Genomic DNA, 26,926 nt, shown 5'->3' on the forward strand with positions numbered 1-26,926 from the left:
GAAGGCCGAATATGGGTGATCCAGGTCTTCAATTCGTCGCGGTTCAGGGCGTTCCAGGCTGGGTGATTGATAGGGCACTGGAAGCGACGCGGCGGGTAGACCGCCCGAGATCGAATCGTTCTCGGGGCCAAGGGGGGTGTCGGACATGATGAATCTCCTGGCTGGGAGCGCGCTCAGGACTGGCGCGTTGTGCAAGGAGAATCAAACCCCCATCCGGGTGGGGTGGGTAACTGTCAGAATTGACAGTGGCGACGAAAGGTCACCGAGGGAGCGTCAACAATGGCAGTCTAACTAACGCCCGGTCCGCCAAGGTGCAGACACTGTTGATCAGGCATCACAGGCCAAATAGAAGGGGGCTATTTGGGATACAACGGCGGCAAACTGGTGGTGTCCGTCGTTGGGTCCGCTTCACGTTCAGCCATGGGGATGGCCTTGATCGCGCGCCACAAGTCTTCGCCCAGCCAGTACTGGCCGCTTTCGCTGTACAGCGCGCCGTTCAAGCCATCCAACGCATCCGACAGCGGTACGAAGCGCGCGGCCATGTCGGCCAGGGTTTCCGGTTGCTGCCGCGCCCAGGCATCCAGCGCTTGGCGGGTCGCCTGCGGGTCGTTGGCCTGGGTGGCGCGTTTGAGGTCATCGAGCAGGGTGCGCGGGCTGGGGCCGGTTTGCGCCGCGCGTTGCACCGCTGGTTGTCGGCGGGCGCGCCACCACAGGCCGAAGCCCAGCAAGGTGGTGCAGGCCAGCAGCAAAGTGCTCAGTTGCCACAACCACAGGCGGCTATCGTCCGGAGCAGTGATGATGGTGGGGGTGGCGGGGGTGTCCACCATCAAGCTCGGGTTATTGGCCACCTGCAGGGTGCGCGCCGGCAGGCTGGTGCGCTCCAGGTGGTCCTCATGGGTGTTCCACCACACCACATCGACGGCGGGCAGCTCCAGTGCGCCGGCGCGGCTGGGCACCAAGGCTTCGCGGTCTTCGCGGCTGCCGATCAGGCCGCGGTCACTGGTCTGGTTGCCGAGCACCGGTTGATCCGGGTAGCGACGCAGGCCGCTGATTTCTGTGCTGGGCAGGGCCGGCAGTTGTGCGCTGGAGAGGCCCTCGGCCTTGACCGTGAGGCTGCGGGTCAGGGAATCGCCGACCTGCACCTGTTGCGGCTCGGGGTTCCAGCTTTCGCTCAGGGTCAGGCTACGGGCCGGCAGCCACGGTGCATCGGCCGGGTAGAGCGCCGGTTTGGGCTTGACGGTCAATTGCAGAGGCGCGGAGCTGACGTGGATCAGCTTGCCCGGCTTGGTGCCTTGCAGCGTATTTTCCTGAGGCGGGCGTGATTCAACCAGGGTGGCGCTGAAGGTCTGAGCACCGACCTCCAGGCTGCCGCTGTGCTGCGGGTAGATCGCATAGCGGGTTTCGATCACGCCATGACGGATGCTGTTGATGACTTTTTCATAGGTGCGCGATTCCCCCAGTTGCTCGACGCGGGCATCGGCGATCTGCAACGGTGTAAGGCTGCTGTCGTCATACAGCGAAACCGAGTGGTACACGCGCACGGTCAACAGCGCCTGGGCCTGAACGTACACACTGGACTGGTCGAGGTTGGCTTCGACGAATACCGGCGCCAGTTCCGCGCTGGTGTTTTGGCTGGCGGTTTCGATCACTTGCAGGGTAATCGGCTGGGTCTGTAGCGCGCCCACTTGGAGCGGTGGGATCACCACGGTGCCGTTTTCCTTGGGCAGCAAAGTGATGATCCAGCGCGTGGTGGCGTGGTTGTCACCGCCCAGGGTGGTGAGCTGGTTGATCTGCCGCGTGCCGCTGACTTCAAACTGCGCATCCAGGGGCGACAGGTCGGGCTTGCCGAACTGTGTGACATCGCTGGATTCCACCGTCAGTTCCACCGTTTCCCCGGAATTGAGGCGGCTGCGGTCAACGCTGGCGACCAGGTTAGCCGCCTGGGCGGTGCTGGCCGACAACGCGAGCAGAAGCAGAAGGGTGGGGCGGCTCATCGAGTCTTGTCCTGATGTTGTTGCTGTTCATACCAGAATTTACGCCGCAGCAGTTCGCCGGGGTTATCCGGGATCTGCCGCAGCCATTGTTCCAGGGCCTGGCGCTGTTCATCCAAACTGGCATCGGTGCGGCGCAGCGGTGGCGTCGTGGTTTGTTCGTCGCCCAACTCGCTGCCCGGGACTTCATTGCCGCCGCTAGGCGGTTTGGCGCCGGCCTGGGGATCGCCGTTGCCAGCTTCGCCCTGGCCCTGAGGGGATGCTTCGCCGCCGGTGCCGGTCTGCCCGTCGGCGCCCGGTTGCGCAGTCTGGCCCGGTTGATGGGGTTCGTCATCCGGATTTTCCGCCGGTGACTCGGGCTTTTGCTCGGCCTGCGCCTGGGCCTGTTCCTGTATCAAGGCCTCCACCAGGGCTTTGTTTTTCAACGCTGGATGCAGATCGGGTTGGGCTTCCAGCGCCTGATCATAGGCGTCCACCGCAGCCTCCAGCTCGCCGGCCTTGGCCAGGGCATTGCCACGATTGTAGTGAGCGTAGGCGTCATTGCTTTGGGCAAAGCGCTTGGCCGCCTCGGCGTAGTTGCCGGCTTGGTAAAGCGCCACGCCCTGCCACTGCGGGTCTTCGAAACGCTCGGCGGCTTGGGCCGGGCGTTGTTTCTTGAGCAGGTATTGGCCTTGCTGGTCCGGGCGCAGCCACAGATCCGTCAACTCAAACGCGTAACTGGGTTGCGGTGCGCTCAGCAGTAATAAAGGCAGGCAGAACAGCCAGCCGCGGCGACCGGCGCAGGCCGCCAGCAGCAGCAATGGCAGCAGCAGCCAGTAACCCTGGTCGGCCCAGGTATCCAGGCGCAGGCGTTGCCCGTCGTCGCGTAAGGTCTGCGGCGCATCCAGCATGCCGAGTTGGCGCAGGTCTTTATCATCCAGCCGCGCGGCGCGGTAACGGCCGCCCATTTCACTGGCAAACGCCTTGAGGGTCGGGCTGTCCAGGCGCGGCACCAGGATCGCGCCTTGTTCGTCCTTGAGGAACTCGCCATTCTCCTGGGTCACCGGGGTGCCCTCGCGGCTGCCGATGCCGAGGATCGACAGGCTCGGCGCCTGGGCACTTTGCAGCAGCAGACGGATGCCTTGGCGTTCCGGCTTGGACAGCGACGAGCCGATCAGCAACAGCCGTCCTTGGCCCAGGCCGGCCTGGTTCAGCAAGCCCAGGGCTTTTTCCACGGCCAGGTCCGCACGATGGCCGGGCTCGGGCATGATCGAGGGGCGCAAGGCTTCCAGCAGGTTGCCGCTGGTGGCCAGGTCGTCCGACAGCGGCACCAGGGTGTGGGCACTGCCGGCGTAAACCACGATGGCGGTCTGCGCGTCGCTGCGGGCCTGCAACAAGTCATACAACTTGCGGCGCGCCTGTTCCAGGCGGTTCGGCGGGCTGTCGGTGGCAAGCATTTGCGGGGTCAATTCCAGCAGCACCACCAAGGGGTCGGACGGTTTCTGGCTGGACTGCTCCACCCGTTGCCAACTGGGACCGAGCAAGGCCATCAGCGCCAGCAGCCAGGCGATACCGAGCACCACCCACGGCGATTTGCTTTCGCGCCCGTTGCCGCCGCTGAGCAGCACCCCGTGGAAGGCCGGCGGCAGGATCATCTGCCAGCGCCCGGCGCGTTTTTGCCGATGCCACAGTTGCCACAGGAACCAGCCGAGCAGCGGCAGCAGCAATAGCCACCAGGGGCGGAACCAGTGCGGCCATAGGTCGATCATCGACGCCTCCGCAAACGCAGGCGTTTAAGGCGTTGGCGCCACTGCGGCTTGGGTTGCAGGAACATGCCCTTGCTCGCCAACTTGTCGAACCCGCGTTGCAACGCGTTATCCGGCCAGCGCTCCTGGATCACCAGCAACAGGCTCAAAATCAGCGCCAGTGCCAACGGCGCGCTGTACAGCGCCAGTGCCGGGCGGGCCTGGGTCGGTTGCTGCTCGACCGGTTCGAGGGTGTCCAGGGTCTCCTTGATGGCTAGCAGTTCTGCACCGTCGCGGGCCCGAAAGTACTGACCGCCAGTGGCCTCGGCAATCGCTTTGAGCGCCGGTTCGTCGAGGTCCAGGCTCGGGTTGACCCCAAGGATGCCCAGCGACCCGGTTTGTTCGGGGTCGGCGCCGATGCCGATGGGGTAGATCTTCACGCCTTCTTCGGCAGCCAGCCGCGCCGCGGTCAGCGGGTCGATCTGCCCGGCGTTGTTGGCGCCGTCGGTGACCAGGATCAACACGCGACTCTGGGCCGGGCGCTGGCGCAGGCGTTTCAAGGCCAGGCCGATGGCATCGCCGATGGCGGTGTTCTTGCCGGCAATGCCGATGCGCGCTTCATCCAGCCAGGTGCGCACGGTGCGGCGGTCGAAGGTCAGCGGCGCCTGTAAATACGCCTGGCTGCCGAACAGGATCAGGCCCACGCGGTCGCCTTCGCGGCTCTCCAGAAAGTCGCCGAGCAGGTGCTGGACGAGGTTCAGGCGGCTGATGTCTTCGTCCTGCCAGTGCATGTCGGGGAAATCCATGGAGCCCGACACATCCACCGCCACCAACAGGTCGCGCCCACTGGCGGCGATCGGCAGCGGTTCGCCGAGCCATTCGGGGCGCGCGGCGGCGGTCAACAGCAACAGCCACAACACTACGAACGGTGCCTGTTGACGCCAGCCCGGCAGGTTGGAGCGCGCGCGCCGCCGGGCCAGGCTTTCGAGGTCGCTGAGGTAGCTGACTTTCAGCGCCGGCTCGCCGCTGTCGGCGGCGGGCAAGACTTGGCGCATCAGCCAGGGCAGCGGCAGCAGGAGGAAGATCCACGGCCAGGCGAACTCAAACATGTTTGCGAATCCAGGTGTCGACGGCTTGGGTCAGACCGGCGATGGCCTTGTCGTCGAGTTTGCATTCGGGTTTGTAGGCGCCTTCCACCAAGACCATCCAGCGCGTCAGGCCGGCGGCGGGGCAGCGGTTGTCGAGGAACGCCAGCCATTTGCGGCCGTTGAGGGTGTGGCTCTGGCTGTAGGGGTAGTCGTTGCGGCACAGGCGCTTGAGCAGGCCATTAAGTTGTTGCAGCCAAGCCCCGGCGGGCGCGCCGTCGTAGGGTTTGGGCATCAGCGCTAATTCGGCGAGGGCGGCGATGCGTAAAGGGTCCAGCGGTTGTTCGGCACGCACCACCGGGCGGCGCGTTGGCAGAAAGCGGCGCAGCGACCACGCGCCCCAGCCAAGCAGCGGGATCAGCAACAACAGCAGCCACCAACCCGGTGCGGGCGGCCAAAAACCTATAGCCGGCGGGGCAATCAGCGGTTGCAGTTGCTCAAGGCTGCTCATTGCTTTTTAACCGGGCGTTGTGGGTTGAGGTATTCGCGCAACTGCTCGACCATTTCGCTCTGGGTGCTCAAGGGCATCAGCAGTACCCGCAGTTTCTGCGCGAGTAATTCCCAGCGCGCACTGCGGGCTTCGGCCTGGGCCTTGTAGGCTTGACGCAGGTCGTAATTGAGGGTGTCCAGTTCCAGTTGCGCGCCTCGCTCGGCGAAGCGCAGCAGCCCGGCGGCAGGCAGCGCATGGTCGAGGGGATCGGAGATCGGCAACAGCAGCAGGTCGCAATGGCGCGACAGCAGGCTCAATTGCTGCTCGGCGCCTTCGCTCAGCGCGCGTTCGTCGCAGATCACGATCACCAGGCTGCCCGGGCGCAGGACTTCGCGGCCACGGCGCAGGGCCATGCCCAGGGCGTCGGCCTCGGGGCGGGTGTCGGTGTTCAAGCTCTGGTTGACCCGCACCAGGCGGTTGAGCAATTGCAGCAGGCTTTGCTTGCTGCGGCGCGGCTTGATTTCGTAATGCTCGTTGTCGCCGAACACCAGCCCGCCGACCCGGTCGTTATGCCCCAGCGCCGCCCAACCGATCAGGCTGGCGGCCTGGGCGGCGAGGACCGACTTGAACATCTGGCCGGAGCCGAAAAACAGCCGGCAGCTTTGCTCCACCATGATGAAAATCGGGCGTTCGCGCTCTTCGTGGAACAGCTTGGTGTGGGGTTCCTGGGTGCGTGCCGTGACGCGCCAGTCGATGGTACGCACGTCGTCGCCGGCCTGGTACACGCGCACCTGGTCGAAGTCCACGCCGCGTCCGCGCAGCTTGGAATGGTGCAGGCCGATCAGCGGGCTGCGTTGGCTGGGCGTGGAAAACAGCTGCACCTCGCGCACGCGGTGGCGCATCTCAATCAGCTCGCTGAGCGTGACGCGGATTCCATCGCTGGCATTCATCGATTTCAAGCGACGGCAACGACGTCGAGAATGCGTTGCACCACGCGGTCCTGATCGATCCCGGCGGCTTCGGCCTCGAACGACAGGATGATGCGGTGGCGCAGCACGTCGAACAGCACCGCCTGGATGTCTTCGGGGCTGACAAAGTCGCGCCCGGCCAGCCAGGCATGGGCGCGTGCGCAGCGATCCAGGGCGATAGAACCGCGCGGGCTGGCGCCATAGGCGATCCACTCGGCCATTTCCGGGTCGAACTTGGCCGGGGTGCGCGTGGCCATGACCAACTGCACCAGGTATTCCTCCACCGCGTCGGCCATGTACAGGCCGAGGATTTCCTTGCGCGCGGCAAAGATCGCCTGCTGGCTGACGCGCCGCTCGGGCTTGGTTTCGCCGTTGAGCGCTTCGCCACGGGCCTGTTGGAGGATGCGCCGTTCCACGGCGGCGTCGGGAAAGCCGATTTTGACGTGCATCAGGAAGCGGTCGAGTTGGGCTTCGGGCAGTGGATAGGTGCCTTCCTGCTCGATGGGGTTCTGCGTGGCCATCACCAGGAACAACGGCGACAGGTCGTAGGTGCTTCGGCCTACGCTGACCTGGCGCTCGGCCATGGCTTCAAGCAGCGCGGATTGCACCTTGGCCGGCGCGCGGTTGATCTCGTCCGCCAGCACCAGGTTGTGGAAGATCGGCCCTTGCTGGAACACGAAGCTGCCGGTTTCCGGGCGATAGATTTCGGTGCCGGTGATGTCGGCGGGCAACAGGTCGGGGGTGAACTGGATACGATGGAACTGCGCTTCGATGCCCTCGGCCAACTCTTTGATGGCCTTGGTCTTGGCCAGGCCCGGCGCGCCTTCTACCAGCATATGACCGTCGGCGAGCAGGGCGATGAGCAGGCGCTCGATGAGCTTTTCCTGGCCGAGAATCTGCGTAGAAAGAAAGGTTCGCAGCGCGAGCAGCGCTTCACGATGTTCCATCGATGACGGTTCCTGGAAAGATGAGCCCGCGTGCTAAGAAACAAACACCGGGCTGGGGGGCACTACTTTAATGCATCGAGGGGCGTGGCGACTAACGGCGTAACGGGTATTTTTGGCAAAACTTGTAGGAATTTTGTGCGAGGGTGCGCTTGCTGTTGTGAACACTCTCAATGGGGGAGGGGCGGTGCGACGATTCGACTGGCCCCCCGATAGCAGTGGGTCAGTTAGCCCACTGTCACTGACGCATCGCTATCGGGGCAAGCCCCCACCCACCCTTAAGCCCGGGTGTAGGTGCCGGTGCCTTTGAGGATGTTCTGCAAAGTTTGCTCCACCTCGGCCAGGTCAGAGGCGGCAGTGGCGTGGGTGATCTCCAAATGATCCTTGCCCCCCAGTGCATCGGCATCGCCGGCAGCCAGCTCGATGCGCAACGTCGTATCACTCAGGGTGACCTTCAGTCCATCCAGGGTCGACGGCTCGTAATCCCAGGTGAGCTCCACCTCGTCTTCGTCCGGATAACGGCTGAGCATGAACATCTCGCCGTTTTTGCCGTGGCAGCACAGCATGGCCATGTTGTCTTCTTCTTCGTCGCATGGGGTGGCCATAAGGGCGTCGGTTTTCAGTTGCAGCATGGGAAATCCTGTTTGGGGAGGGCACGGCGTTGGCAATTGTGCCATTGCGCGAACGTTTGTGCTGCATGCTGCGTCGGCCTGGGCGGATGACCGTGCGGCGTCTATCAGTCATTTCTGACGCTTTTATCGTTTAAATGCACTGAATTTTTACCGTTCAACCTCGGTTGCACTCGTCGCAACCCTGGCCCTGCTTACCGATGACCGAATATGTCGCAGCGCTGCAAGAGCAGTCCTTCTACACTCGTTAAGCTGCGCAACGGATGCGCACGTTCCAGGCGCCTGACCTGCCCGTCGTACCGTCACCCGGCAGGTGCGCATCTTATGGAAGTTGTATGTGACCTGACTGTCTTGTCCAGCTTCACCCACCTGTCGCCCTGTTTCGTTTATGGTTACCCACGAACAGAGCCGACGGTCTCCCCACCAGGGGATAACACGCGACGCTTCCATCAATAACAAGCCCAAGCGGAGTACCACAGATGGCGTTCTTCACCGCAGCCAGCAAGGCCGACTTCCAGCACCAACTGCAAGCGGCACTGGCGCAGCACATCAGTGAACAGGCACTGCCACAAGTGGCGCTGTTCGCTGAACAATTCTTCGGCATCATTTCCCTGGACGAACTGACCCAGCGTCGCCTTTCCGACCTGGCCGGTTGCACCCTGTCTGCCTGGCGCCTGCTTGAGCGCTTTGACCACTCCCAACCGCAAGTGCGGGTCTACAACCCCGATTACGAACGTCACGGCTGGCAGTCGACCCACACTGCGGTCGAAGTGCTGCACCACGATCTGCCGTTCCTGGTGGACTCGGTGCGCACCGAGCTGAACCGTCGTGGCTACAGCATCCACACCCTGCAAACCACCGTGCTCAGCGTGCGTCGCGGCAGCAAGGGCGAGCTGCAGGAAATCCTGGCCAAAGGCACTCAGGGCGAAGGTATCCAGCAAGAATCGCTGATGTACCTGGAGATCGACCGCTGCGCCAATGCCGCCGAACTGAGCGTGCTGAGCAAAGAGCTGGAGCAGGTGCTGGGCGAAGTGCGCGTGGCCGTGGCCGATTTCGAGCCGATGAAAGCCAAGGTCCAGGACCTGTTGGCCGGTATCGACGCCAGTCAGTTCAGCATCGATGGCGAAGAAAAAGCCGAGATCAAGAACTTCCTGGAGTGGCTGGTAGGTAACCACTTCACCTTCCTGGGCTACGAAGAGTTTGTGGTACGTGACGAGGCGGACGGCGGTCATATCGAATATGACGCCAGCTCGTTCCTCGGCCTGACCAAGCTGCTGCGCGCCGGCCTCACCGCCGAAGACTTGCGCATCGAAGATTACGCCGTGTCGTACTTGCGCGAGCCGACCGTATTGTCGTTCGCCAAGGCCGCACACCCAAGCCGCGTGCATCGTCCGGCCTACCCGGACTACGTGTCGATCCGCGAGATCGACGCCGACGGCAAGGTCATCAAGGAATGCCGCTTCATGGGCCTGTACACCTCGTCGGTGTATGGCGAAAGCGTACGTGTGATTCCTTATATCCGCCGCAAGGTCGCGGAGATCGAGCGTCGCTCGGGCTTCCAGGCCAAGGCGCACCTGGGCAAGGAGCTGGCGCAAGTCGTTGAAGTGCTGCCCCGTGACGACCTGTTCCAGACCCCGGTGGACGAGCTGTACAGCACCGTGATGTCCATCGTGCAGATCCAGGAACGCAACAAGATCCGCGTGTTCCTGCGCAAAGACCCGTACGGTCGTTTCTGCTACTGCCTGGCCTACGTGCCGCGCGACATCTATTCCACCGAAGTGCGCCAGAAGATCCAGCAAGTGCTGATGGAGCGCCTCAAGGCCAGCGACTGCGAATTCTGGACCTTCTTCTCCGAGTCCGTACTGGCGCGCGTGCAGTTGATTCTGCGGGTCGACCCGAAGAACCGCCTGGACATCGACCCGCTGCAACTGGAAAAAGAAGTGATCCAGGCCTGCCGCAGCTGGCAGGACGACTACGCCAGCCTGGTGGTGGAAAGCTTCGGCGAAGCCCACGGCACCAACGTGCTGGCGGACTTCCCGAAAGGCTTCCCGGCCGGTTTCCGCGAGCGCTTCGCCGCGCATTCGGCGGTGGTCGACATGCAGCACCTGCTCAGCCTCACCGAAGCCAACCCGCTGGTGATGAGCTTCTACCAGCCGCTGGGCCAGGTGTCTGGCCAGCGTGAGCTGCATTGCAAGCTGTATCACGCCGATACGCCGCTGGCGCTGTCCGACGTGCTGCCGATCCTGGAAAACCTCGGCCTGCGCGTGCTCGGTGAGTTCCCGTACCGCCTGCGCCACGCCAATGGCCGCGAGTTCTGGATCCACGACTTCGCGTTTATCGCCGCCGAAGGCGTGAACCTGGATATCCAGCAGCTCAACGACACCCTGCAGGACGCCTTCGTACACATCGTGCATGGTGATGCCGAGAACGATGCGTTCAACCGCCTGGTGCTCACCGCCGGCCTGCCATGGCGCGATGTGGCGCTGCTGCGTGCCTACGCCCGTTACCTCAAGCAGATCCGCCTGGGCTTCGACCTGGGTTACATCGCCAGCACTCTGAACAACCACACCGACATCGCCCGCGAGTTGACTCGGTTGTTCAAGACCCGCTTCTACCTGGCGCGCAAACTCACCGCCGACGACCTGGAAGACAAGCAGCAGCGTCTGGAACAAGCGATCCTCAGCGCCCTGGACGACGTTCAGGTGCTCAACGAAGACCGCATCCTGCGTCGCTACCTGGACCTGATCAAGGCCACCTTGCGCACCAACTTCTATCAGACCGACGCCAACGGCCAGAACAAGTCGTACTTCAGCTTCAAGTTCGATCCGCGCGCCATTCCCGAGCTGCCCAAGCCGGTGCCGAAGTTCGAGATCTTCGTGTACTCGCCACGGGTCGAAGGCGTGCATCTGCGCTTCGGCAACGTTGCGCGGGGCGGTCTGCGCTGGTCCGACCGTGAAGAAGACTTCCGTACCGAAGTGCTGGGCCTGGTAAAAGCCCAGCAGGTGAAGAACTCGGTGATCGTGCCGGTGGGTGCCAAGGGCGGCTTCCTGCCGCGTCGCTTGCCACTGGGCGGCAGCCGCGACGAAATCGCGGCCGAGGGTATCGCTTGCTACCGCATCTTCATCTCAGGCCTGTTGGACATCACCGACAACCTGAAAGACGGCGCCCTGGTGCCGCCGGCCAATGTCGTGCGTCATGACGACGATGACCCGTACCTCGTCGTAGCGGCGGACAAAGGCACCGCGACCTTCTCCGACATCGCCAACGGCATCGCTATCGACTACGGCTTCTGGCTGGGTGATGCGTTCGCCTCCGGTGGTTCGGCCGGTTATGACCACAAGAAAATGGGCATCACCGCCAAGGGTGCGTGGGTCGGCGTGCAGCGTCACTTCCGTGAACGCGGCATCAATGTGCAGGAAGACAGCATCACTGTCGTCGGCGTCGGCGATATGGCCGGCGACGTATTCGGTAACGGCCTGTTGATGTCCGACAAGCTGCAACTGGTCGCAGCTTTCAACCACCTGCACATCTTTATCGATCCAAACCCGAACCCGGCCACCAGCTTCGTCGAGCGTAAGCGCATGTTCGAGCTGCCGCGTTCGGCCTGGACCGACTACGACACCAGCATCATGTCCGAAGGTGGCGGTATCTTCTCGCGCAGCGCGAAGAGCATCGCGATCTCGCCACAGATGAAAGAACGCTTCGATATCCAGGCCGACAAGCTGACCCCGACCGAACTGCTGAACGCCTTGCTCAAGGCGCCGGTGGACCTGTTGTGGAACGGCGGTATCGGCACCTATGTCAAGGCCAGCACCGAAAGCCACGCCGACGTGGGCGACAAGGCCAACGACGCGCTGCGGGTCAACGGCAACGAACTGCGCTGCAAGGTAGTGGGCGAGGGCGGTAACCTCGGCATGACCCAGCTGGGCCGTGTGGAATTCGGCCTCAATGGCGGCGGTTCCAACACCGACTTTATCGACAACGCCGGTGGCGTGGACTGCTCCGACCACGAAGTGAACATCAAGATCCTGCTCAACGAAGTGGTGCAGGCCGGCGACATGACCGACAAGCAGCGCAACCAGTTGCTGGCGAGCATGACCGACGAAGTCGGCAGCCTGGTGTTGGGCAACAACTACAAGCAGACCCAGGCCCTGTCCCTGGCTGCGCGCAAAGCCTACGAGCGTGCCGCCGAGTACAAGCGCCTGATGAGCGACCTGGAAGGCCGTGGCAAACTGGACCGCGCCATCGAGTACCTGCCGACCGAGGAGCAGCTCACCGAGCGTGCCTCCACTGGCAAGGGCCTGACCCGTCCGGAACTGTCGGTGCTGATCTCCTATAGCAAGATCGACCTCAAGGAAGCTTTGCTCAAGTCGCTGGTGCCGGATGACGACTACCTGACCCGTGACATGGAGACCGCGTTCCCACCGAGCCTGGTGGCCAAGTTCGGCGAGGCCATGCGTCGTCACCGTCTCAAGCGCGAGATCGTCAGCACCCAGATCGCCAACGATCTGGTCAACCACATGGGCATCACCTTTGTGCAGCGGCTCAAAGAGTCGACCGGCATGAGCCCGGCGAACGTGGCCGGTGCGTATGTGATCGTGCGTGACATCTTCCATCTCCCGCACTGGTTCCGTCAGATCGAAGCCCTGGATCATCAGGTCTCCGCCGACGTGCAACTGGAACTGATGGACGAGCTGATGCGCCTGGGCCGCCGCGCCACGCGTTGGTTCCTGCGCAGCCGCCGGAATGAGCAGGATGCTGGTCGCGACACCGCACACTTCGGTCCGCACCTGGCTGCGTTGGGTCTTAAACTCGACGAACTGCTGGAAGGCCCGACTCGCGAAGGCTGGCAGAACCGCTACCAGGCGTACACCGAAGCCGGCGTGCCGGAGTTGTTGGCGCGTATGGTGGCAGGCACCACGCACCTGTACACCTTGTTGCCGATCATCGAAGCCGCCGACGTCACCGGGCACGATGCTGCCGAAGTGGCCAAGGCCTACTTCGCTGTAGGCAGCGCGTTGGACCTGCCGTGGTACCTGCAGCAGATCAGCGATCTGCCCGTGGCCAACAACTGGCAGGCTCAGGCCCGCGAAGCGTTCCGCGACGATGTGGACTGGCAGCAGCGCGCGATCACCATTTCGGTACTGCAAATGGCCGATGCGCCACAAGACATGGAAGCCCGCGTGGCCCTGTGGCTTGAGCAGCACCAGGACATGGCCGATCGCTGGCGCGCGATGATGGTGGAAATTCGTGCCGCCGTCGGCACGGACTACGCCATGTACGCCGTGGCCAACCGTGAACTGCTGGACCTGGCAATGAGCGGTCAGTCGGTGCTGCAATCGGCTTGATGTCCCGGTGAAACACCTGGGGGAGGGGGCTTGCTACCGATAGTGGTGTATCAGTCATCTATAGGTTGACTGACACACTGCCATCGGGGGCAAGCCCCCTCCCACATTTGGTTCTCAGTTGGCTTCAGGTTTGTATGCGGGCTTGGCCAGCAAGAGGCATGGAAAGCACCCTGGCACCCAGCCTGGCGCGTACAAAATTGTGGGGGCTTGCCCCCGATAGTGGTGTATCAGTCATGTACAGGTTGGCTGACACACTACCATCGGGGGCAGGCCCTCTCCCATATTTGGGCCTCAGTTGGCTTCAGGTTTGTATGCGGGCTTGGCCAGCAGGAGGCATAGAAAGCACCTCGCAACCAAGCCTGGCGCCTACAAAATTGTGGGAGGGGGCTTGCTCCCGATGGTGGTGTATCAGTCATGTATAGGTTGACTGACACACTGTCATCGGGGGCAAGCCCCCTCCCACATTTGGTTCTCAGTTGGCTTCAGGCTTGTATGCGGGCTTGGCCAGCAAGAGGCATGGAAAGCACCCTGGCACCCAGCCTGGTGCGTACAAAATTGTGGGAGGGGGCTTGCCCCCGATGGTGGTGTATCAGTCATGTACAGGTTGGCTGACACACTGCCATCGGGGGCAGGCCCTCTCCCATATTTGGGTCTTAGTTGGCTTCAGGTTTGTATGCGGTCTTGGCCAGCAAGAGGCATAGAAAGCACCCTGGCACCCAGCCTGGTGCGTACAAAATTGTGGGAGGGGGCTTGCCCCCGATGGTGGTGTATCAGTCATGTACAGGTTGGCTGACACTGCCATCGGGGGCAGGCCCTCTCCCATATTTGGGCCTCAGTTGGCTTCAGGTTTGTATGCGGGCTTGGCCAGCAGGAGGCATAGAAAGCACCTCGCAACCAAGCCTGGCGCCTACAAAATTGTGGGAGGGGGCTTGCTCCCGATGGTGGTGTATCAGTCATGTATAGGTTGACTGACACACTGTCATCGGGGGCAAGCCCTCTCCCATATTTGGGCCTCAGTTGGCTTCAGGCTTGTATGCGGGCTTGGCCAGCAAGAGGCCTGGAAAGCACCCTGGCACCCAGCCTGGCGCCTACAAAATTGTGGGAGGGGGCTTGCCCCCGATAGTGGTGTATCAGTCATGTATAGGTTGACTGACACACTGTCATCGGGGGCAAGCCCTCTCCCACATTTGGGTCTTCATTTATCTGAAGGTCAGTGATGTTTCAGTAGTTTGCTTTCCAGGTGATCCAGGTGTTGGGTCATCAGGCTCACCGCAGTGTTTGAGTCGCGCTGCTCAATCGCATCCACAATCGCCACATGTTCCTGCCACGCGCAATACGTGCAGGCTTTTGCTTCAAATTGGGCGATGACCAACGATGTCAATGGCACCAGGCTGTTGAGGAACTGCGCCAACGGCGCATTACCGGCGATCGCGGCCAACTGCAAATGAAACTCCCCTGACAACCGAATCGCCGGCCCACGCTGGTCGCGCTCAATGCACTCGCGCTCGCGGGCGATCAGCTCGCGCAGTTGGCGAGTCTGCGTCGGCGTGGCCTGGGCGCAGGCCAATTGCACCACGGTGACTTCGGTCATGCGCCGGGCTTCGAGGATTTGTCGGGCTTGCAGGCTGTCCGGCGCGGCGACTTGGGCGCGTTGATTGGGACGCAAGATAATCACCTGCTGATGGGACAGTTTGGCCAGCACCCGGCGAATCACGCTGCGGCTCACGCCGAAGGTTTCGCCCAGGCCTTCTTCGGTAAAGCGGCTGGACGGAGCGATGCGTTGTTCGAGGATGGCGTCGAACAGGCGCGGGTAGATGTCGTCCACCGAGGGTTTTTTACCGGCCACCAGGCGCAGGGCAGGCAGGCTCGGGTTGCGTTGCAAGGCGTGGGCGGTCATGGCCGGTCTCCAAAAAATCAGCTGCCGAGATGGTCATCCGGGATGTTCAGGGCGATGCCCATGCGCAGACCTTCCTGGAGGATATGCCGACGCATTTCGGCGCTGGCCAGGGCGCTGTTCTTGTTACGTATGGCGCGCACCACGGCTTCGTTTTCCTGCAGGCGTTCGGCCAGGTGCTCAGGCGAGTTACGCAGCACCTGGGCGCTTTGCTTGAGGGCGTTGCGGGTCTGCTGCACCACGTTCTGGAAGATCGGGTTGGAAGTCAGCGCGAACAGCTCTTCATGAAAATCGACATAGGCGTTCAGGCCCGCTTCGGCATCGCCGGCGTCCAGGGCTTCGCGCATGTCCATCAAAGTCAGGCGCAACTGGCCGACTTCCTTGCTGCTGATGGACTGGGCCACCAGGCCGACGATAAAGGGTTCGAGGGTGTAGCGCAGTTGCAGAATGTCTTCGAGGCTGGCGTCGGCTACGGCGTCGCTGGACTGCGGATCGCTGACGCTGGTCTCTAACACGACCACGCCTTTGCCGGGCATGGAACGCACCAGGCCGAGGGTTTCCAGTACGATCACCGCTTCACGCAGACTAGGGCGGCTGATGCCCAGCTGTTCGGCCAGTTCGCGCTGGCCGGGGAGCATTTCACCGCGGCGCCACTGACCCCGCGCCAGGGCGGCGCGTAGTTTTTCTACCACTGAATTGACGACGGTTGAGGTGCTGATCACGTCGATGGCTCCTTGATGATGCAGATACGGTGGGAGCAGTTTTGCCCGCTCCCACCTGGGTAGTGTCGCCTTCAGAATTCCTGGTGCGCCGGCAATACCGGTTTCTTGGCCTGGAAGGCATAACCCTGCTGGCCGTCCAATACCTTGTTGGCGCGCTGGAGGTCGATGTCTTTTTCCCAGCGGGCAATGGCCACGGTGGCGACGCAGTTACCGATCAGGTTAGTCAATGCGCGGCCGATGCCCATAAACCAGTCCACCGCCAGCACCAGCACCAGCCCCACCACCGGAATCGCCGGGATCGCGGTGAGGGTGGCCGCCAGAATCACCAGCGCCGAACCGGGGATGCCATGGGCGCCCTTGGAGGTGATCAACGACACCAGCAGAATGGTCAGTAGGTCGGTCATCGACAGCGGTGTGCCGGTGGCGTTGGCGATAAATACGATGGCCAGGGTCAGGTAGATCGAGAACCCGTCGAGGTTGAACGAGTAGCCGGTCGGAATCACCAGGCCCACGGTGGAACTGCCAATGCCCAGGTGCTCCAGTTTGCGCATGATCTGAGGCAGCACAGCGTCGGAAGAGGCGGTGCCCATTACGATCAGCAGCTCTTCGCGCAGGTACTTGAGCAGCGGCAGCATGCGCAGGCCCGAGAGGCGCATCACCACGCCGAGGATCACGCCGACAAAGGCAAAGCAGGTCAGGTAGAAAAGGCCCACCAGGCTGCCCAGGTGTTGCAGGGAATCCAGGCCGTAGGTGCTGGTGGTGAAGGCGATGGCGCCGAACACGCCAATGGGCGCCAGGCGCACGATCATGCCCATGATGCGGAAAATCACATGGCTCAATTCGTTGATCAGTCGCGAAATGCCCGACGCCGCTTCGCCCACCAGGTTCAGCGCGCTGCCGAACAGCACTGAAAACAGTAGGACTTGCAGCACGTTGTTGTCGGCAAACGCACCGATCACTGAGTTGGGGATCAGGTCCATCAGGAATTGGCTGGTGCCGCGGATGTGCTGGCCCTTGTCGGCCAGTTCGTTCAGGCCGGCGGACGAGAGCTGTTCCAGATGAATATTGGCGCCGGTGCCGATGCCGGTGCTGAACGCCATAACCAGGCCGATCACTAACGCGATGGTGGTCAGCACTTCGAAGTAGATCACCGACTTAAGGCCGATGCGCCCGACTTTTTTCAGGTCGCCGGCGCCGGAAATGCCGCTGACCACTACGCAGAACACGATCAGGCCGATCAGCATCTTGATCAGTTTGATAAAGCCGTCGCCGAGGGGTTTGAGTTGCGAAGAGAATTCGGGAAGGGCCAGGCCGCAAACAACGCCTAACATCAGGCCGATCACGACTTGCAGGAAAATCGAACGCGAGCACCATCTGAGCATGGGAGGGATCTCTATTCGGCGCCCTGGTGGTTCCAGGGCTTAATTGTTGTGGTCATACCGGTAAGTCCAGTGCGGGGCCAGTCTACGCCGGGTTTTTTTGAAATCACAAGTAATAATTCGGCGGTTGGCAGGTCCCGGTCTGACCAGTGGGTCGGTAAGGGCGATGCTTGAGCGGTTGGCGGCGTGCAAAAATTTTCGCTTATCATCCGGCGCTCGGCACAGAAGGGGGGCGAATGGACACACTAGGTTTGAGCACCGATAAGCATGGGCACCGACACTGCGCCTGGCGCGGTGCCGCGCCGGAATACCTGCATTACCACGACCATGAGTGGGGCGTGCCGGTGGCCGATGATATTCAGCTGTACGAGAAAATCTGCCTGGAAGGGTTTCAGGCGGGGATGGCGTGGATCACCATCCTGCGCAAGCGCGAGCAGTTTCGTGCAGCGTTCGACGGCTTTGATTTTCGCCGCGTGGCGCAGTACGGCGAGGCGGATATCCTGCGTCTGATGCAGAACCCGGGCATCGTGCGTAATCGAGCGAAGATCGTCTCCACCATCAACAATGCGCGGCGTGCCTGTGAACTGGTGGGCGAGACCGGCTCTCTGGCGCAGTGGTTATGGGCCTTCGAACCCGGCCCGCAAGAGCGCCCGGCCGTGGTGGACCTGGCTTACTGGACGGGTAACCCGACATCACCGGCCTCGGTGCGATTGTCCAAGGCGCTGAAGAAGCGTGGTTGGACGTTTGTAGGGCCAACCACGATGTATGCGCTGATGCAGGCGATGGGGATGGTCAATGATCATCTCGAAGGATGCGCATGCCTCCCGCAGATTGAAGCGCTGCGGCGCCAGTTCAAGCGCCCCTGAATTGCCGAATCGGGCGGTTGAAACTGTGGGAGGGGGCTTGCCCCCGATGACGCTGGGTCAGTCGACCTCTCGTTAACTGACCCAAAATCCCGCCCGGCGGCCGGGTTATAGAGCGTCATGCAATCTTCAGCAGAATATCGCGCACCCTGTCCAGGGCCGGGTCGATATCCAGCAGTTCAATGGCGCCGAACCCGACAATCAAGCCTGCACGCACCGGCGCGTCATGGAAGAACACCTCCAGTGGGTATAGGCCGACGTCCACCTGGCGCGCCAGCTCCCGTAGCAGCGCAATATTGACCGGCACCTTGCACAGCGCCGCCAGGTGGAACCCCGCCACTGTGGGCACCGCTTCGAACCATGGCGACAGATCGCCCGCCAGGCGCTCCAGGATACGTTCGCGGCGCCCGGCGTATACCGTGTGGCAGCGTCGGATGTGCTTGAGCAGGTAGCCCTCGCTGATGAACTTGGCCAATGCCCACTGCGGCAGCGTGGAACTGTGCTGGTCGGTCAGTAGCTTGGCCTTGAGCACCGCGCCGTGGATCGCCGGTGGCAGCACCACGTAGCCCAGGCGCAACTCGGGCAGCAGGGTCTTGGAAAAGGTGCCGACATAAGCCACTACGCCGCGACTGTCCAGGCTTTGCAGGGAATCGGTAGGGCGGCCCTCGTAACGGAATTCGCTGTCGTAGTCGTCTTCGATGATGATCGCGCCCAGGTCGAACGCACGCGCCAGCAAGGCTTCGCGGCGCGCCGGGCTCATGGGCATGCCCAGGGGGAATTGATGGGACGGGGTGACGTAGATCAGGCGCGTGCCGTCGGGGATCTGGTCGACCTGGATACCCTGCGCGTCCACGGGCACGCTGGCGACATGGGCGCCCAGTGCCGTGAACAGTTGGCGCGCGGGGGTGTAGCCGGGGTCTTCCATGGCGACAATGCTGCCCGGTTCCAACACCACGCGGGCGAGCAGGTCCAGTGCCTGTTGCGCGCCGTTGGTGACCACGATGTCGCTGTCGCGGCAGTTGACCCCTCGGGAAAACGCGATATGCCCGGCGATGGCACTGCGCAACGCCGGCAGCCCTTCGGGTTGACTGTAGAAGCCGCTGTGCTCGGCGATACGCCGTAGGGCATGCTGGGTGCAGCGCCGCCATTCATCCTGGGGGAACTGCTGGCGGCTGGTGGCGCCGCCGATAAATTCGTAGCGCAGGCGCTTGTCGTTGGCGGGGTGATGCATGGGCGAGGGCAGTGCCTGCCACTTCGCCAGGTTGGCGGAGCAGGCCAGGTCTGTAGCGGTTTGTACGCGATCAGGTTGTGGGGCCCAGGCGTTGACGAAGGTCCCGCGGCCAATCCTGCCCACCAGCAGGCCTTCATAGGTCAACGTGGCGTAGGTATCGGACACCGTCTTGCGCGATATGCCCAATTGCTCGGCCAGCAAGCGGCTGGGCGGCAGTTGCGCACCTGCCGTGAGACGCCCGGCGGCGATGGCTTCGCGCAACTGCTGATAAAGCTGCGCAGCGAGGTCCTTACGCCCGTTGATGACGATGTGGAGTTCCATGTTTCATCCTGAGACAGATCGATCGGCGCCAAGATTACTCGCAAATCGATCTGTACCGCTGCGCCGGCACTCAGGACAGGAAGCCACCGTCCACATTCAGCGACACGCCGGTGGTGTAGCTGGAGGCGTCGCTGGCCAGGAACAGTACTGCACCCGCCATCTCGCTCGGGTCGGCTACGCGCTTGAGGGGGATCTGCGCCAGGGCCATTTTCAGGATCGAGTCGTTCTTGACCAGCGCCGAGGCGAATTTGGTGTCGGTCAGGCCCGGCAGCAGCGCGTTGCAGCGTATACCGAACTCGGCGCATTCCTTGGCGAACACCTTGGTCATGTTGATCACCGCAGCCTTGGTCACCGAGTAAATGCCCTGGAATATGCCGGGCGAGATGCCGTTGATCGAGGCCACGTTGATGATGCTGCCGCCGCCGTTTTCGCGCATCAGCTTGCCGGCTTCGACCGACATGAAGAAGTAGCCACGGATGTTCACGTCTACGGTTTTCTGGAACGCGCCGAGGTCGGTGTCCAGCACATTGCAGAACTGCGGGTTGGTGGCGGCGTTGTTGACCAGGATGTCCAGGCGCCCGAACTGCTCGCGAATACCGGCGAATACTTGGCTGATCTGCTCCATTTCACCGATGTGGCAGGCCACCGCCGTGGCCTTGCCGCCGTCGGCGATGATCGCATCGGCCACATGCTGGCAGCCTTCGAGCTTGCGGCTGGACACGATCACATGGGCGCCTTGCTGGGCCAGCAACTTGGCGATGGCCTCGCCGATGCCACGGCTGGCGCCGGAGACAAATGCGATCTTGCCGTCGAGGTCGAACAGGTGGGTCTTGGACATGGGGATTCCTTAAAGGGCTGATTTGCTGATGACATTCAGGCTCATCTGCTCGAGCAATGCGTTCATCTGGATGAACTGCGCGAAGCGTTTGTCCTGGGTCTGGCCATGGAAGAAACGGTAATAGATCTGCTGCACGATGCCAGCCAAGCGGAACAGGCCGTAGGTGTAATAGAAATCGAAGTTATCGATCCGGATGCCCGCGCGTTCGGCGTAGTAGTCAACGAATTCTCGGCGAGTGAGCATGCCCGGCGCGTTGCTCGGCTGGCGGCGCATCAATTGCACCGGCGCCGGGTCGGCGGCTTCGATCCAGTAGGCGAGGGTGTTGCCCAGGTCCATCAGTGGATCGCCCAAGGTGGTCAGTTCCCAATCCAGCACGCCAATGATCTGCATCGGGTTATGCGGGTCGAGGATCACGTTGTCGAAGCGGTAGTCGTTATGCACGATGCTGGAGGTGGGGTGATCGGCCGGCATCTTGTCGTTGAGCCAGGCGCGTACCGCCTCCCATTTTGGCGCATCGGGGGTCAGGGCTTTTTCGTAGCGGTCGCTCCAGCCGCGAATCTGCCGCGCCACGTAGCCTTCGGGCTTGCCCAGGTCGGCCAGGCCGCAAGCGGTGTAGTCCACCTGATGCAGTTCGACGAACTTGTCGATAAAGCTTTTGCACAGTGCTTGAGTCTTGGCTGCATCCAGGCCCAGCTCGGCGGGCAGGTCGGAGCGCAGGATGATGCCGTTGACGCGCTCCATCACATAAAACTCGGCGCCGATCACCGACTCATCGGTGCAATGCACGTAGGCCTTGGGGCAGTAGGGGAAGCCATCCTTGAGTTGGTTGAGAATGCGGAACTCGCGGCCCATGTCGTGGGCGGACTTGGCTTTGTGCCCAAAAGGTGGGCGGCGCAGTACGAATTCCTGATCGGGGTATTCCAGCAGGTAAGTCAGGTTGGAGGCGCCACCGGGAAACTGGCTGATGGTGGGCGTGCCGCTCAACCCCGGGATGTGGGCCTTGAGGTAGGGATCGATCAGGCCGGCATCGAGTTCCTCGCCGGGGCGAATCTGGGTGGATTGGTCGTTCAGCGCCATGCTTATCCCTTCTGCTTATTCTAAAGGCCTCGGACTATTGGCTAATCTAATGCGCGCCACCGCCCAGCCACAAGGTCGGGGCGGTTTAATAGGTTAGCGTGTTGCAGGATGATCAACGTGCCTGATCGGTCATTTTACGGGCGGGGGCAGGGCGACCGGGGTGAGCACCGGGCGCCCGGCGAAATACTCCACCAGATTGTCGGCCACGCGCTGCACGGTGTCATGGGCGGCCTCGGGCGACAGCCCGGCGACATGGGAGGTGAGTACGGTATTGCCCAGGCGCTTGAGGGCGTCGGGCACCTTGGGTTCGTCGTCGAACACATCCAGCGCCGCACCGCCGATGCGCCGCTGTTCGAGGGCGGCAATCAGGTCGGCGGTGAGCACTACGCTGCCCCGTCCGATGTTCACCAAATAGCCATGGGGGCCGAGGGCGTCCAGTACGCGCCGGTCGATCAGGTGCCGGGTGCCGTCGCCGCCGGGCGTGGCCAGAATCAAGAAGTCTGCGGTGCGCGCCAGATCCAGGGCCGTGGCGCAGTAGGTGTAGTCCACGTCATCCCGAGGTTGGCGATTGTGGTAACTGATCTCCATGCCAAAGCCCAAGGCCGCGCGTTTGGCGATCTCCAGGCCGACGGCGCCGAGCCCGAGAATGCCCAGGTGTTTGCCGCCCAGGGATGGGCGCATCACTTTGGGCCACTCGCCGCGCCGTACGGCGGCGTCGTTCTGTGGGATGCCGCGTACCAGTGACAGCAACAGCGCCATGGCGTGGTCGGCCACCGAAGGTGCATTCACGCCGGCGCCGTTGGTGACTACGATCCCGCGATTGCTGGCCGCCTGTAGGTCGACGTGTTCATAGCCGGCGCCGATCACGCAGATGATCTCCAGCTGTGGCAAGGCGGCGATTTCCTCGGCGTAAAGGCCCAATGGGCCACGGGTCAGCACGGCCTGGATCTGCCCGCCGTGGGCTTTGATGGCGTGAGCGCGTTCGGCGGGCGTCGGCGCCAGGATCACATGAAAGTCGTTGCTTTCGATGATGGGCAGGTAGTCGTTGATGGTTTCAACCAGGACCAGAACAGTGGTGGTCATCGCAAGGCTCTTCCTTGGAGGGTAGACAGGACCAGTATGCTGGATTTGTAAGACAGAGCGTTTTATCGGGAAGGAAAATTTACTGCTCGTGGGATCGGGCAAGTTCGTGACTGTTTGCGGCTGCACCGGTCAACCATTCCTCAGCTAAGTCTTTGCTTCTTCACGAGAATCCCGGACAATCCGGCCCCTTCTATGGTCGGGGCGCTGCCTGTCAGGTTTTTCTGACTCGTCCCGGCTGTGTAAATGCGGAGATCCGACTGGATGAATGATCAGGCCAATAGCGTCGACGAACGCTATGCAACGACACCTGCAACCCTCACGCGCTGGAGCCGCCAGGACACCACCTGGATGCTCGGCCTGTTCGGCACCGCCATTGGCGCCGGTACTTTGTTCTTGCCGATCAACGCAGGGCTGGGCGGCTTCTGGCCCCTGGTGATCCTGGCGCTGCTGGCATTCCCGATGACGTTCTTCGCCCATCGTGGCCTGACGCGGTTCGTGCTGTCCGGTCGTGAAGGCTCCGACATTACCGACGTGGTGGAAGAGCATTTTGGTATCAAGGCCGGGGCGTTGATCACGTTGCTGTACTTCTTCGCGATTTTCCCGATCCTGCTGATCTACAGCGTGGCGCTGACCAACACCGTCGGCAGTTTTATGGAGCACCAACTGCACATCCTGCCGCCGCCACGGGCGATCCTGTCGTTCGTGCTGATCCTGGGCCTGCTGGCCGTGGTGCGCTGCGGCGAGCAGGTGATCGTCAAGGCCATGAGCCTGATGGTGTATCCGTTTATCGTCGCCTTGCTGTTCCTGGCGGTGTACCTGGTGCCGCACTGGACCGGCGGCATCCTCAGCACCGCCCGCGAGGTGCCGGCGCCGTCGGCGTTGCTCAATACGCTGTGGCTGGCGATTCCGGTGATGGTGTTCTCGTTCAACCACTCGCCGATCATTTCGGCGTTCGCGGTGGATCAGAAGCGCCAATACGGCGCCAATGCCGATGAGCGCAGCTCGCAGATCCTGTCCCGCGCGCACCTATTGATGGTGGCGATGGTTCTGTTTTTCGTGTTCAGTTGCGTGCTGACCCTGTCGCCGGCCCAGTTGGCCGAAGCCAAGGCGCAGAACCTGTCGATCCTGTCGTACCTGGCCAACCACTTCAACAACCCGACCATCGCGTTCGCCGCGCCGCTGATCGCGTTCGTGGCAATCGCCAAATCGTTCCTGGGCCACTACATCGGTGCCAGTGAAGGCCTTAAGGGCTTGGTGCTTAAAACCGGTCGCCGCCCGGCCGCTAAGACCCTGGACCGTATGACTGCCGCCTTCATGCTGGTGGTGTGCTGGATCGTCGCCACGCTCAACCCCAGCATCCTCGGCATGATCGAGACCCTCGGCGGCCCGGTGATTGCGTCGATCCTGTTCCTGATGCCGATGTACGCCATCCGTAAAGTGCCGGCCATGGCCAAATACCGTGGGCAGGCGTCCAACGTGTTTGTCACGGCGGTTGGTCTGGTGGCGATTACGGCGTTGGTGTATTCGCTGATGGCTTAAGTGGTGTGGGAGGGGCTGGTCCTCTCCCGCCATTGTTTTGTCTTGGCACCAATGGCTTATTCCAGGCACAAAAAAACGCCGCGTATCTTGCGATACACGGCGTTTTTCACATCAACACACCGTTAAGCTTGCAGCACCGGGATGTTGGCGCTGGCCGCGATCTTGCGGAACTCGGCGATCTGGTCGAAGTTCAGGTAGCGGTAGACGTCGCTGGCCATGGTGTCCAGCTTGGCCGCGTAGCCCATGTACTCCTCGACGGTCGGCAGGCGACCCAGAGTGGAAGCGACAGCCGCCAGCTCAGCCGAAGCCAGGTAGACGTTCGCGCCGTCACCCAGACGGTTCGGGAAGTTACGGGTCGACGTCGACACCACGGTGGAGTTCGGTTCTACCCGTGCCTGGTTACCCATGCACAGCGAGCAGCCCGGCATTTCCATGCGTGCGCCAGCCTTGCCATAGATGCCGTAGTAGCCTTCTTCGGTCAGTTGGTGAGCGTCCATCTTGGTCGGCGGCGACAGCCACAGACGGGTTGGCAGCTGACCCTTGACCTGTTCCAGCAACTTACCGGCAGCGCGGAAGTGACCGATGTTGGTCATGCACGAACCGATGAACACTTCGTCGATCTTCTCGCCGGCAACGCTGGACAGCAGACGGGCATCGTCCGGGTCGTTCGGTGCGCAGAGGATCGGCTCGTTGATTTCGGCCAGGTCGATCTCGATGATTTCGGCGTATTCGGCGTCGGCATCGGCTTCCATCAGCTCCGGGTTGGCGACCCAGGCTTCCATCGCTTGGGCGCGACGTTCCAGGGTGCGTGCATCGCCGTAGCCTTCACCGATCATCCAGCGCAGCAGGGTGATGTTGGAGTTCAGGTACTCGGTGATGGACTCTTTGGACAGCTTGATGGTGCAACCGGCAGCCGAACGTTCGGCCGAGGCGTCGGACAGCTCGAACGCTTGCTCCAGGGTCAGGTCGTTCAGACCTTCGATTTCCAGGATGCGGCCGGAGAAGGCGTTTTTCTTGCCTTTCTTCTCTACGGTCAACAGGCCAGCCTGGATCGCGTAGTAAGGAATGGCATGAACCAAGTCACGCAGGGTGATGCCAGGTTTCATTTTGCCTTTGAAACGCACCAGGATCGATTCCGGCATGTCCAGCGGCATGACGCCGGTGGCGGCGGCGAACGCGACCAGACCGGAACCGGCTGGGAACGAGATGCCCATCGGGAAACGGGTGTGGGAGTCGCCGCCGGTGCCGACGGTGTCCGGCAGCAGCATGCGGTTCAGCCAGCTGTGGATGATGCCGTCGCCTGGACGCAGGGATACACCGCCACGGGTCATGATGAAGTCAGGCAGGGTGTGGTGGGTGGTCACGTCGATCGGCTTTGGATAGGCCGCGGTGTGGCAGAACGACTGCATCACCAGATCGGTGGAGAAGCCCAGGCACGCCAGGTCTTTCAGTTCGTCACGGGTCATCGGACCGGTGGTGTCCTGAGAACCTACGGTGGTCATCTTCGGTTCGCAGTAGGTGCCTGGACGCACGCCTTTGCCTTCCGGCAGGCCGCACGCCTTGCCGACCATCTTCTGTGCCAGGGTGAAGCCTTTGCCGGTGTCGACCGGGGCTTCTGGCAGCTTGAACAGATCGGTCGGGCCCAGGCCCAGCTCGGCACGGGCCTTGTCTGTCAGGCCACGGCCGATGATCAACGGGATACGGCCGCCGGCGCGGACTTCGTCCAACAGCACTGGGGTCTTCATTTCGAAGGTGGTCAGGACTTCATCGGTGCCGTGCTTGCAGACTTTGCCAGCATGCGGGTACAGGTCGATCACGTCGCCCATGTGCATGTTGGTGACGTCGAACTCGATTGGCAGTGCGCCGGCATCTTCCATGGTGTTGTAGAAGATCGGAGCGATCTTGCTGCCGAAGCAGAAGCCACCGGCACGCTTGTTCGGTACGTAAGGCACGTCGTCGCCGAAGAACCACAGTACGGAGTTGGTAGCGGATTTACGCGACGAACCGGTACCGACCACGTCACCGACGTAGGCGATCGGGAAACCTTGGCCGCGCATCTCTTCGATCTGCTTCATGGGGCCGGTCTTGCCTTGCTCGTCCGGCACGATGCCTTCGCGCGCCATTTTCAGCATGGCCAGGGCGTGCAGCGGGATATCAGGGCGGGACCAGGCGTCCGGGGCAGGGGACAGGTCGTCGGTGTTGGTTTCGCCGGTGACCTTGAACACGCGCAGGCTGATCTTGTCGGCCAGGGTCGGGCGGTTCTTGAACCACTCGCCGTCGGCCCAGGACTGCAGCACCGCTTTGGCGTGTTCGTTACCGTTCTTGGCTTTTTCTGCCACGTCGTGGAACGCATCGAACATCAGCAGGGTGTGCTTGAGTTGAGCGGCGGCAACAGGTGCCAGCTCGGCATCGTCAAGCAGCTCGACCAAGGTCACGATGTTGTAGCCGCCTTGCATGGTGCCAAGCAGTTCAACGGCGCGCTTTTTGTCGATCAGGGGGGAAGTGGCTTCGCCCTTGGCCAGGGCAGACAGGAAACCGGCCTTGACGTAGGCAGCTTCGTCAACACCTGGTGGAATGCGGTTGGTGATCAGGTCAACGAGGAATTCTTCTTCGCCAGCCGGAGGATTCTTCAGCAGCTCGACCAGGCCTGCGGTTTGTTCGGCGTTAAGCGGCTGGGGAACGATACCCAGGGCTGCACGCTCTTCGATATGTTTGCGGTAGGCTTCAAGCACAGTTATTACCCTCATCAGTGGTCCCACGGGACGCTCATCCAGAAATGAACGGCACGCATGCGCTCGGG

General features: G+C 62.2%; 18 protein-coding genes. 3 read left to right on the forward strand and 15 right to left on the reverse strand.

Annotation, left to right across the window (positions count from 1 at the left end):
• Nucleotides 1-356: 356 nt before the first annotated feature.
• The 7 genes from FIV35_RS18750 to FIV35_RS18780 all read right to left on the reverse strand — a co-directional run bounded on the left by FIV35_RS18750 (nt 357) and on the right by FIV35_RS18780 (nt 7,834).
• Nucleotides 357-1,994, reverse strand: coding sequence for a BatD family protein (locus FIV35_RS18750; protein WP_034138347.1), 1,638 nt, complete (start codon nt 1,992-1,994; stop codon nt 357-359).
• Nucleotides 1,991-3,739, reverse strand: a complete 1,749-nt coding sequence (locus FIV35_RS18755) for a tetratricopeptide repeat protein (protein ID WP_034138346.1) — start codon at nt 3,737-3,739, stop codon at nt 1,991-1,993. The genes FIV35_RS18750 and FIV35_RS18755 overlap by 4 nt, the downstream gene beginning before the upstream one ends.
• Nucleotides 3,736-4,824, reverse strand: coding sequence for a vWA domain-containing protein (locus tag FIV35_RS18760; protein WP_034138345.1), 1,089 nt, complete (start codon nt 4,822-4,824; stop codon nt 3,736-3,738). The genes FIV35_RS18755 and FIV35_RS18760 overlap by 4 nt, the downstream gene beginning before the upstream one ends.
• On the reverse strand, nt 4,817-5,311 hold the full coding sequence (locus tag FIV35_RS18765) for a DUF4381 domain-containing protein (protein ID WP_034098227.1): 495 nt from the start codon (nt 5,309-5,311) through the stop codon (nt 4,817-4,819). Before FIV35_RS18765 ends, FIV35_RS18760 begins: the two co-directional genes overlap by 8 nt.
• Nucleotides 5,308-6,240 carry a DUF58 domain-containing protein gene (locus tag FIV35_RS18770; protein ID WP_034098225.1) on the reverse strand — a complete coding sequence of 311 codons (933 nt, stop codon included), beginning with the start codon at nt 6,238-6,240 and terminating at the stop codon, nt 5,308-5,310. Before FIV35_RS18770 ends, FIV35_RS18765 begins: the two co-directional genes overlap by 4 nt.
• Nucleotides 6,241-6,245: 5 nt before the next feature.
• Nucleotides 6,246-7,205 (reverse strand): AAA family ATPase, encoded by a 960-nt coding sequence (locus tag FIV35_RS18775; protein ID WP_017479925.1) that lies wholly within the window; start codon nt 7,203-7,205, stop codon nt 6,246-6,248.
• Nucleotides 7,206-7,480: 275 nt separating this feature from the next.
• Nucleotides 7,481-7,834 carry a hypothetical protein gene (locus FIV35_RS18780; RefSeq protein WP_034138344.1) on the reverse strand — a complete coding sequence of 118 codons (354 nt, stop codon included), beginning with the start codon at nt 7,832-7,834 and terminating at the stop codon, nt 7,481-7,483.
• A gap of 476 nt (nt 7,835-8,310) precedes the next feature.
• On the opposite strand from FIV35_RS18780, the gene FIV35_RS18785 reads away from it, so the two are divergent.
• A complete protein-coding gene (locus FIV35_RS18785) occupies nt 8,311-13,179 on the forward strand; it encodes an NAD-glutamate dehydrogenase (protein WP_034138343.1) in 4,869 nt (1,622 codons plus the stop codon).
• A 1,210-nt stretch (nt 13,180-14,389) separates the two neighbouring features.
• Here FIV35_RS18785 and FIV35_RS18790 read toward each other — a convergent pair.
• The 3 genes from FIV35_RS18790 to FIV35_RS18800 form a co-directional block, all read right to left on the reverse strand.
• Nucleotides 14,390-15,076 carry a GntR family transcriptional regulator gene (locus tag FIV35_RS18790; RefSeq protein WP_034138342.1) on the reverse strand — a complete coding sequence of 229 codons (687 nt, stop codon included), beginning with the start codon at nt 15,074-15,076 and terminating at the stop codon, nt 14,390-14,392.
• Between the two features lie 17 nt (nt 15,077-15,093).
• Nucleotides 15,094-15,795: a FadR/GntR family transcriptional regulator gene (locus tag FIV35_RS18795; RefSeq protein ID WP_034098214.1), complete on the reverse strand. Its 702-nt coding sequence runs from the start codon at nt 15,793-15,795 to the stop codon at nt 15,094-15,096.
• 71 nt (nt 15,796-15,866) lie between these two features.
• A complete protein-coding gene (locus FIV35_RS18800) occupies nt 15,867-17,192 on the reverse strand; it encodes a C4-dicarboxylate transporter DctA (protein WP_169867879.1) in 1,326 nt (441 codons plus the stop codon).
• Nucleotides 17,193-17,410: 218 nt separating this feature from the next.
• On the opposite strand from FIV35_RS18800, the gene FIV35_RS18805 reads away from it, so the two are divergent.
• Nucleotides 17,411-18,040: a DNA-3-methyladenine glycosylase I gene (locus FIV35_RS18805; protein ID WP_034138341.1), complete on the forward strand. Its 630-nt coding sequence runs from the start codon at nt 17,411-17,413 to the stop codon at nt 18,038-18,040.
• 115 nt (nt 18,041-18,155) lie between these two features.
• On the opposite strand, the gene pdxR is transcribed toward FIV35_RS18805, so the two are convergent.
• The 4 genes from pdxR to FIV35_RS18825 form a co-directional block, all read right to left on the reverse strand.
• Nucleotides 18,156-19,589: a MocR-like pyridoxine biosynthesis transcription factor PdxR gene (gene pdxR / locus FIV35_RS18810; RefSeq protein WP_034138340.1), complete on the reverse strand. Its 1,434-nt coding sequence runs from the start codon at nt 19,587-19,589 to the stop codon at nt 18,156-18,158.
• A 70-nt stretch (nt 19,590-19,659) separates the two neighbouring features.
• Nucleotides 19,660-20,427, reverse strand: coding sequence for an SDR family oxidoreductase (locus tag FIV35_RS18815; protein WP_034098207.1), 768 nt, complete (start codon nt 20,425-20,427; stop codon nt 19,660-19,662).
• A gap of 9 nt (nt 20,428-20,436) precedes the next feature.
• Entirely contained in the window at nt 20,437-21,504 is a 1,068-nt protein-coding gene (locus FIV35_RS18820; protein ID WP_034098205.1) for a phosphotransferase family protein, read from the reverse strand.
• Between the two features lie 129 nt (nt 21,505-21,633).
• Nucleotides 21,634-22,587 carry a 2-hydroxyacid dehydrogenase gene (locus tag FIV35_RS18825; RefSeq protein ID WP_034138339.1) on the reverse strand — a complete coding sequence of 318 codons (954 nt, stop codon included), beginning with the start codon at nt 22,585-22,587 and terminating at the stop codon, nt 21,634-21,636.
• A 261-nt stretch (nt 22,588-22,848) separates the two neighbouring features.
• Here FIV35_RS18825 and FIV35_RS18830 point away from each other — a divergent pair, with 261 nt between their 5' ends.
• Complete coding sequence (locus FIV35_RS18830; RefSeq protein ID WP_034138338.1) at nt 22,849-24,126, forward strand: serine/threonine transporter; 1,278 nt, start codon at nt 22,849-22,851, stop codon at nt 24,124-24,126.
• 122 nt (nt 24,127-24,248) lie between these two features.
• Here the strand turns inward: FIV35_RS18830 and acnB are convergent, their stop codons facing one another.
• A complete protein-coding gene (gene acnB, locus FIV35_RS18835; protein WP_034098200.1) occupies nt 24,249-26,858 on the reverse strand; it encodes a bifunctional aconitate hydratase 2/2-methylisocitrate dehydratase in 2,610 nt (869 codons plus the stop codon).
• Nucleotides 26,859-26,926 lie beyond the last annotated feature (68 nt).

Source organism: Pseudomonas rhodesiae (genome assembly GCF_007858255.1).
Classification (GTDB): Bacteria; Pseudomonadota; Gammaproteobacteria; order Pseudomonadales; family Pseudomonadaceae; genus Aquipseudomonas; species Aquipseudomonas rhodesiae.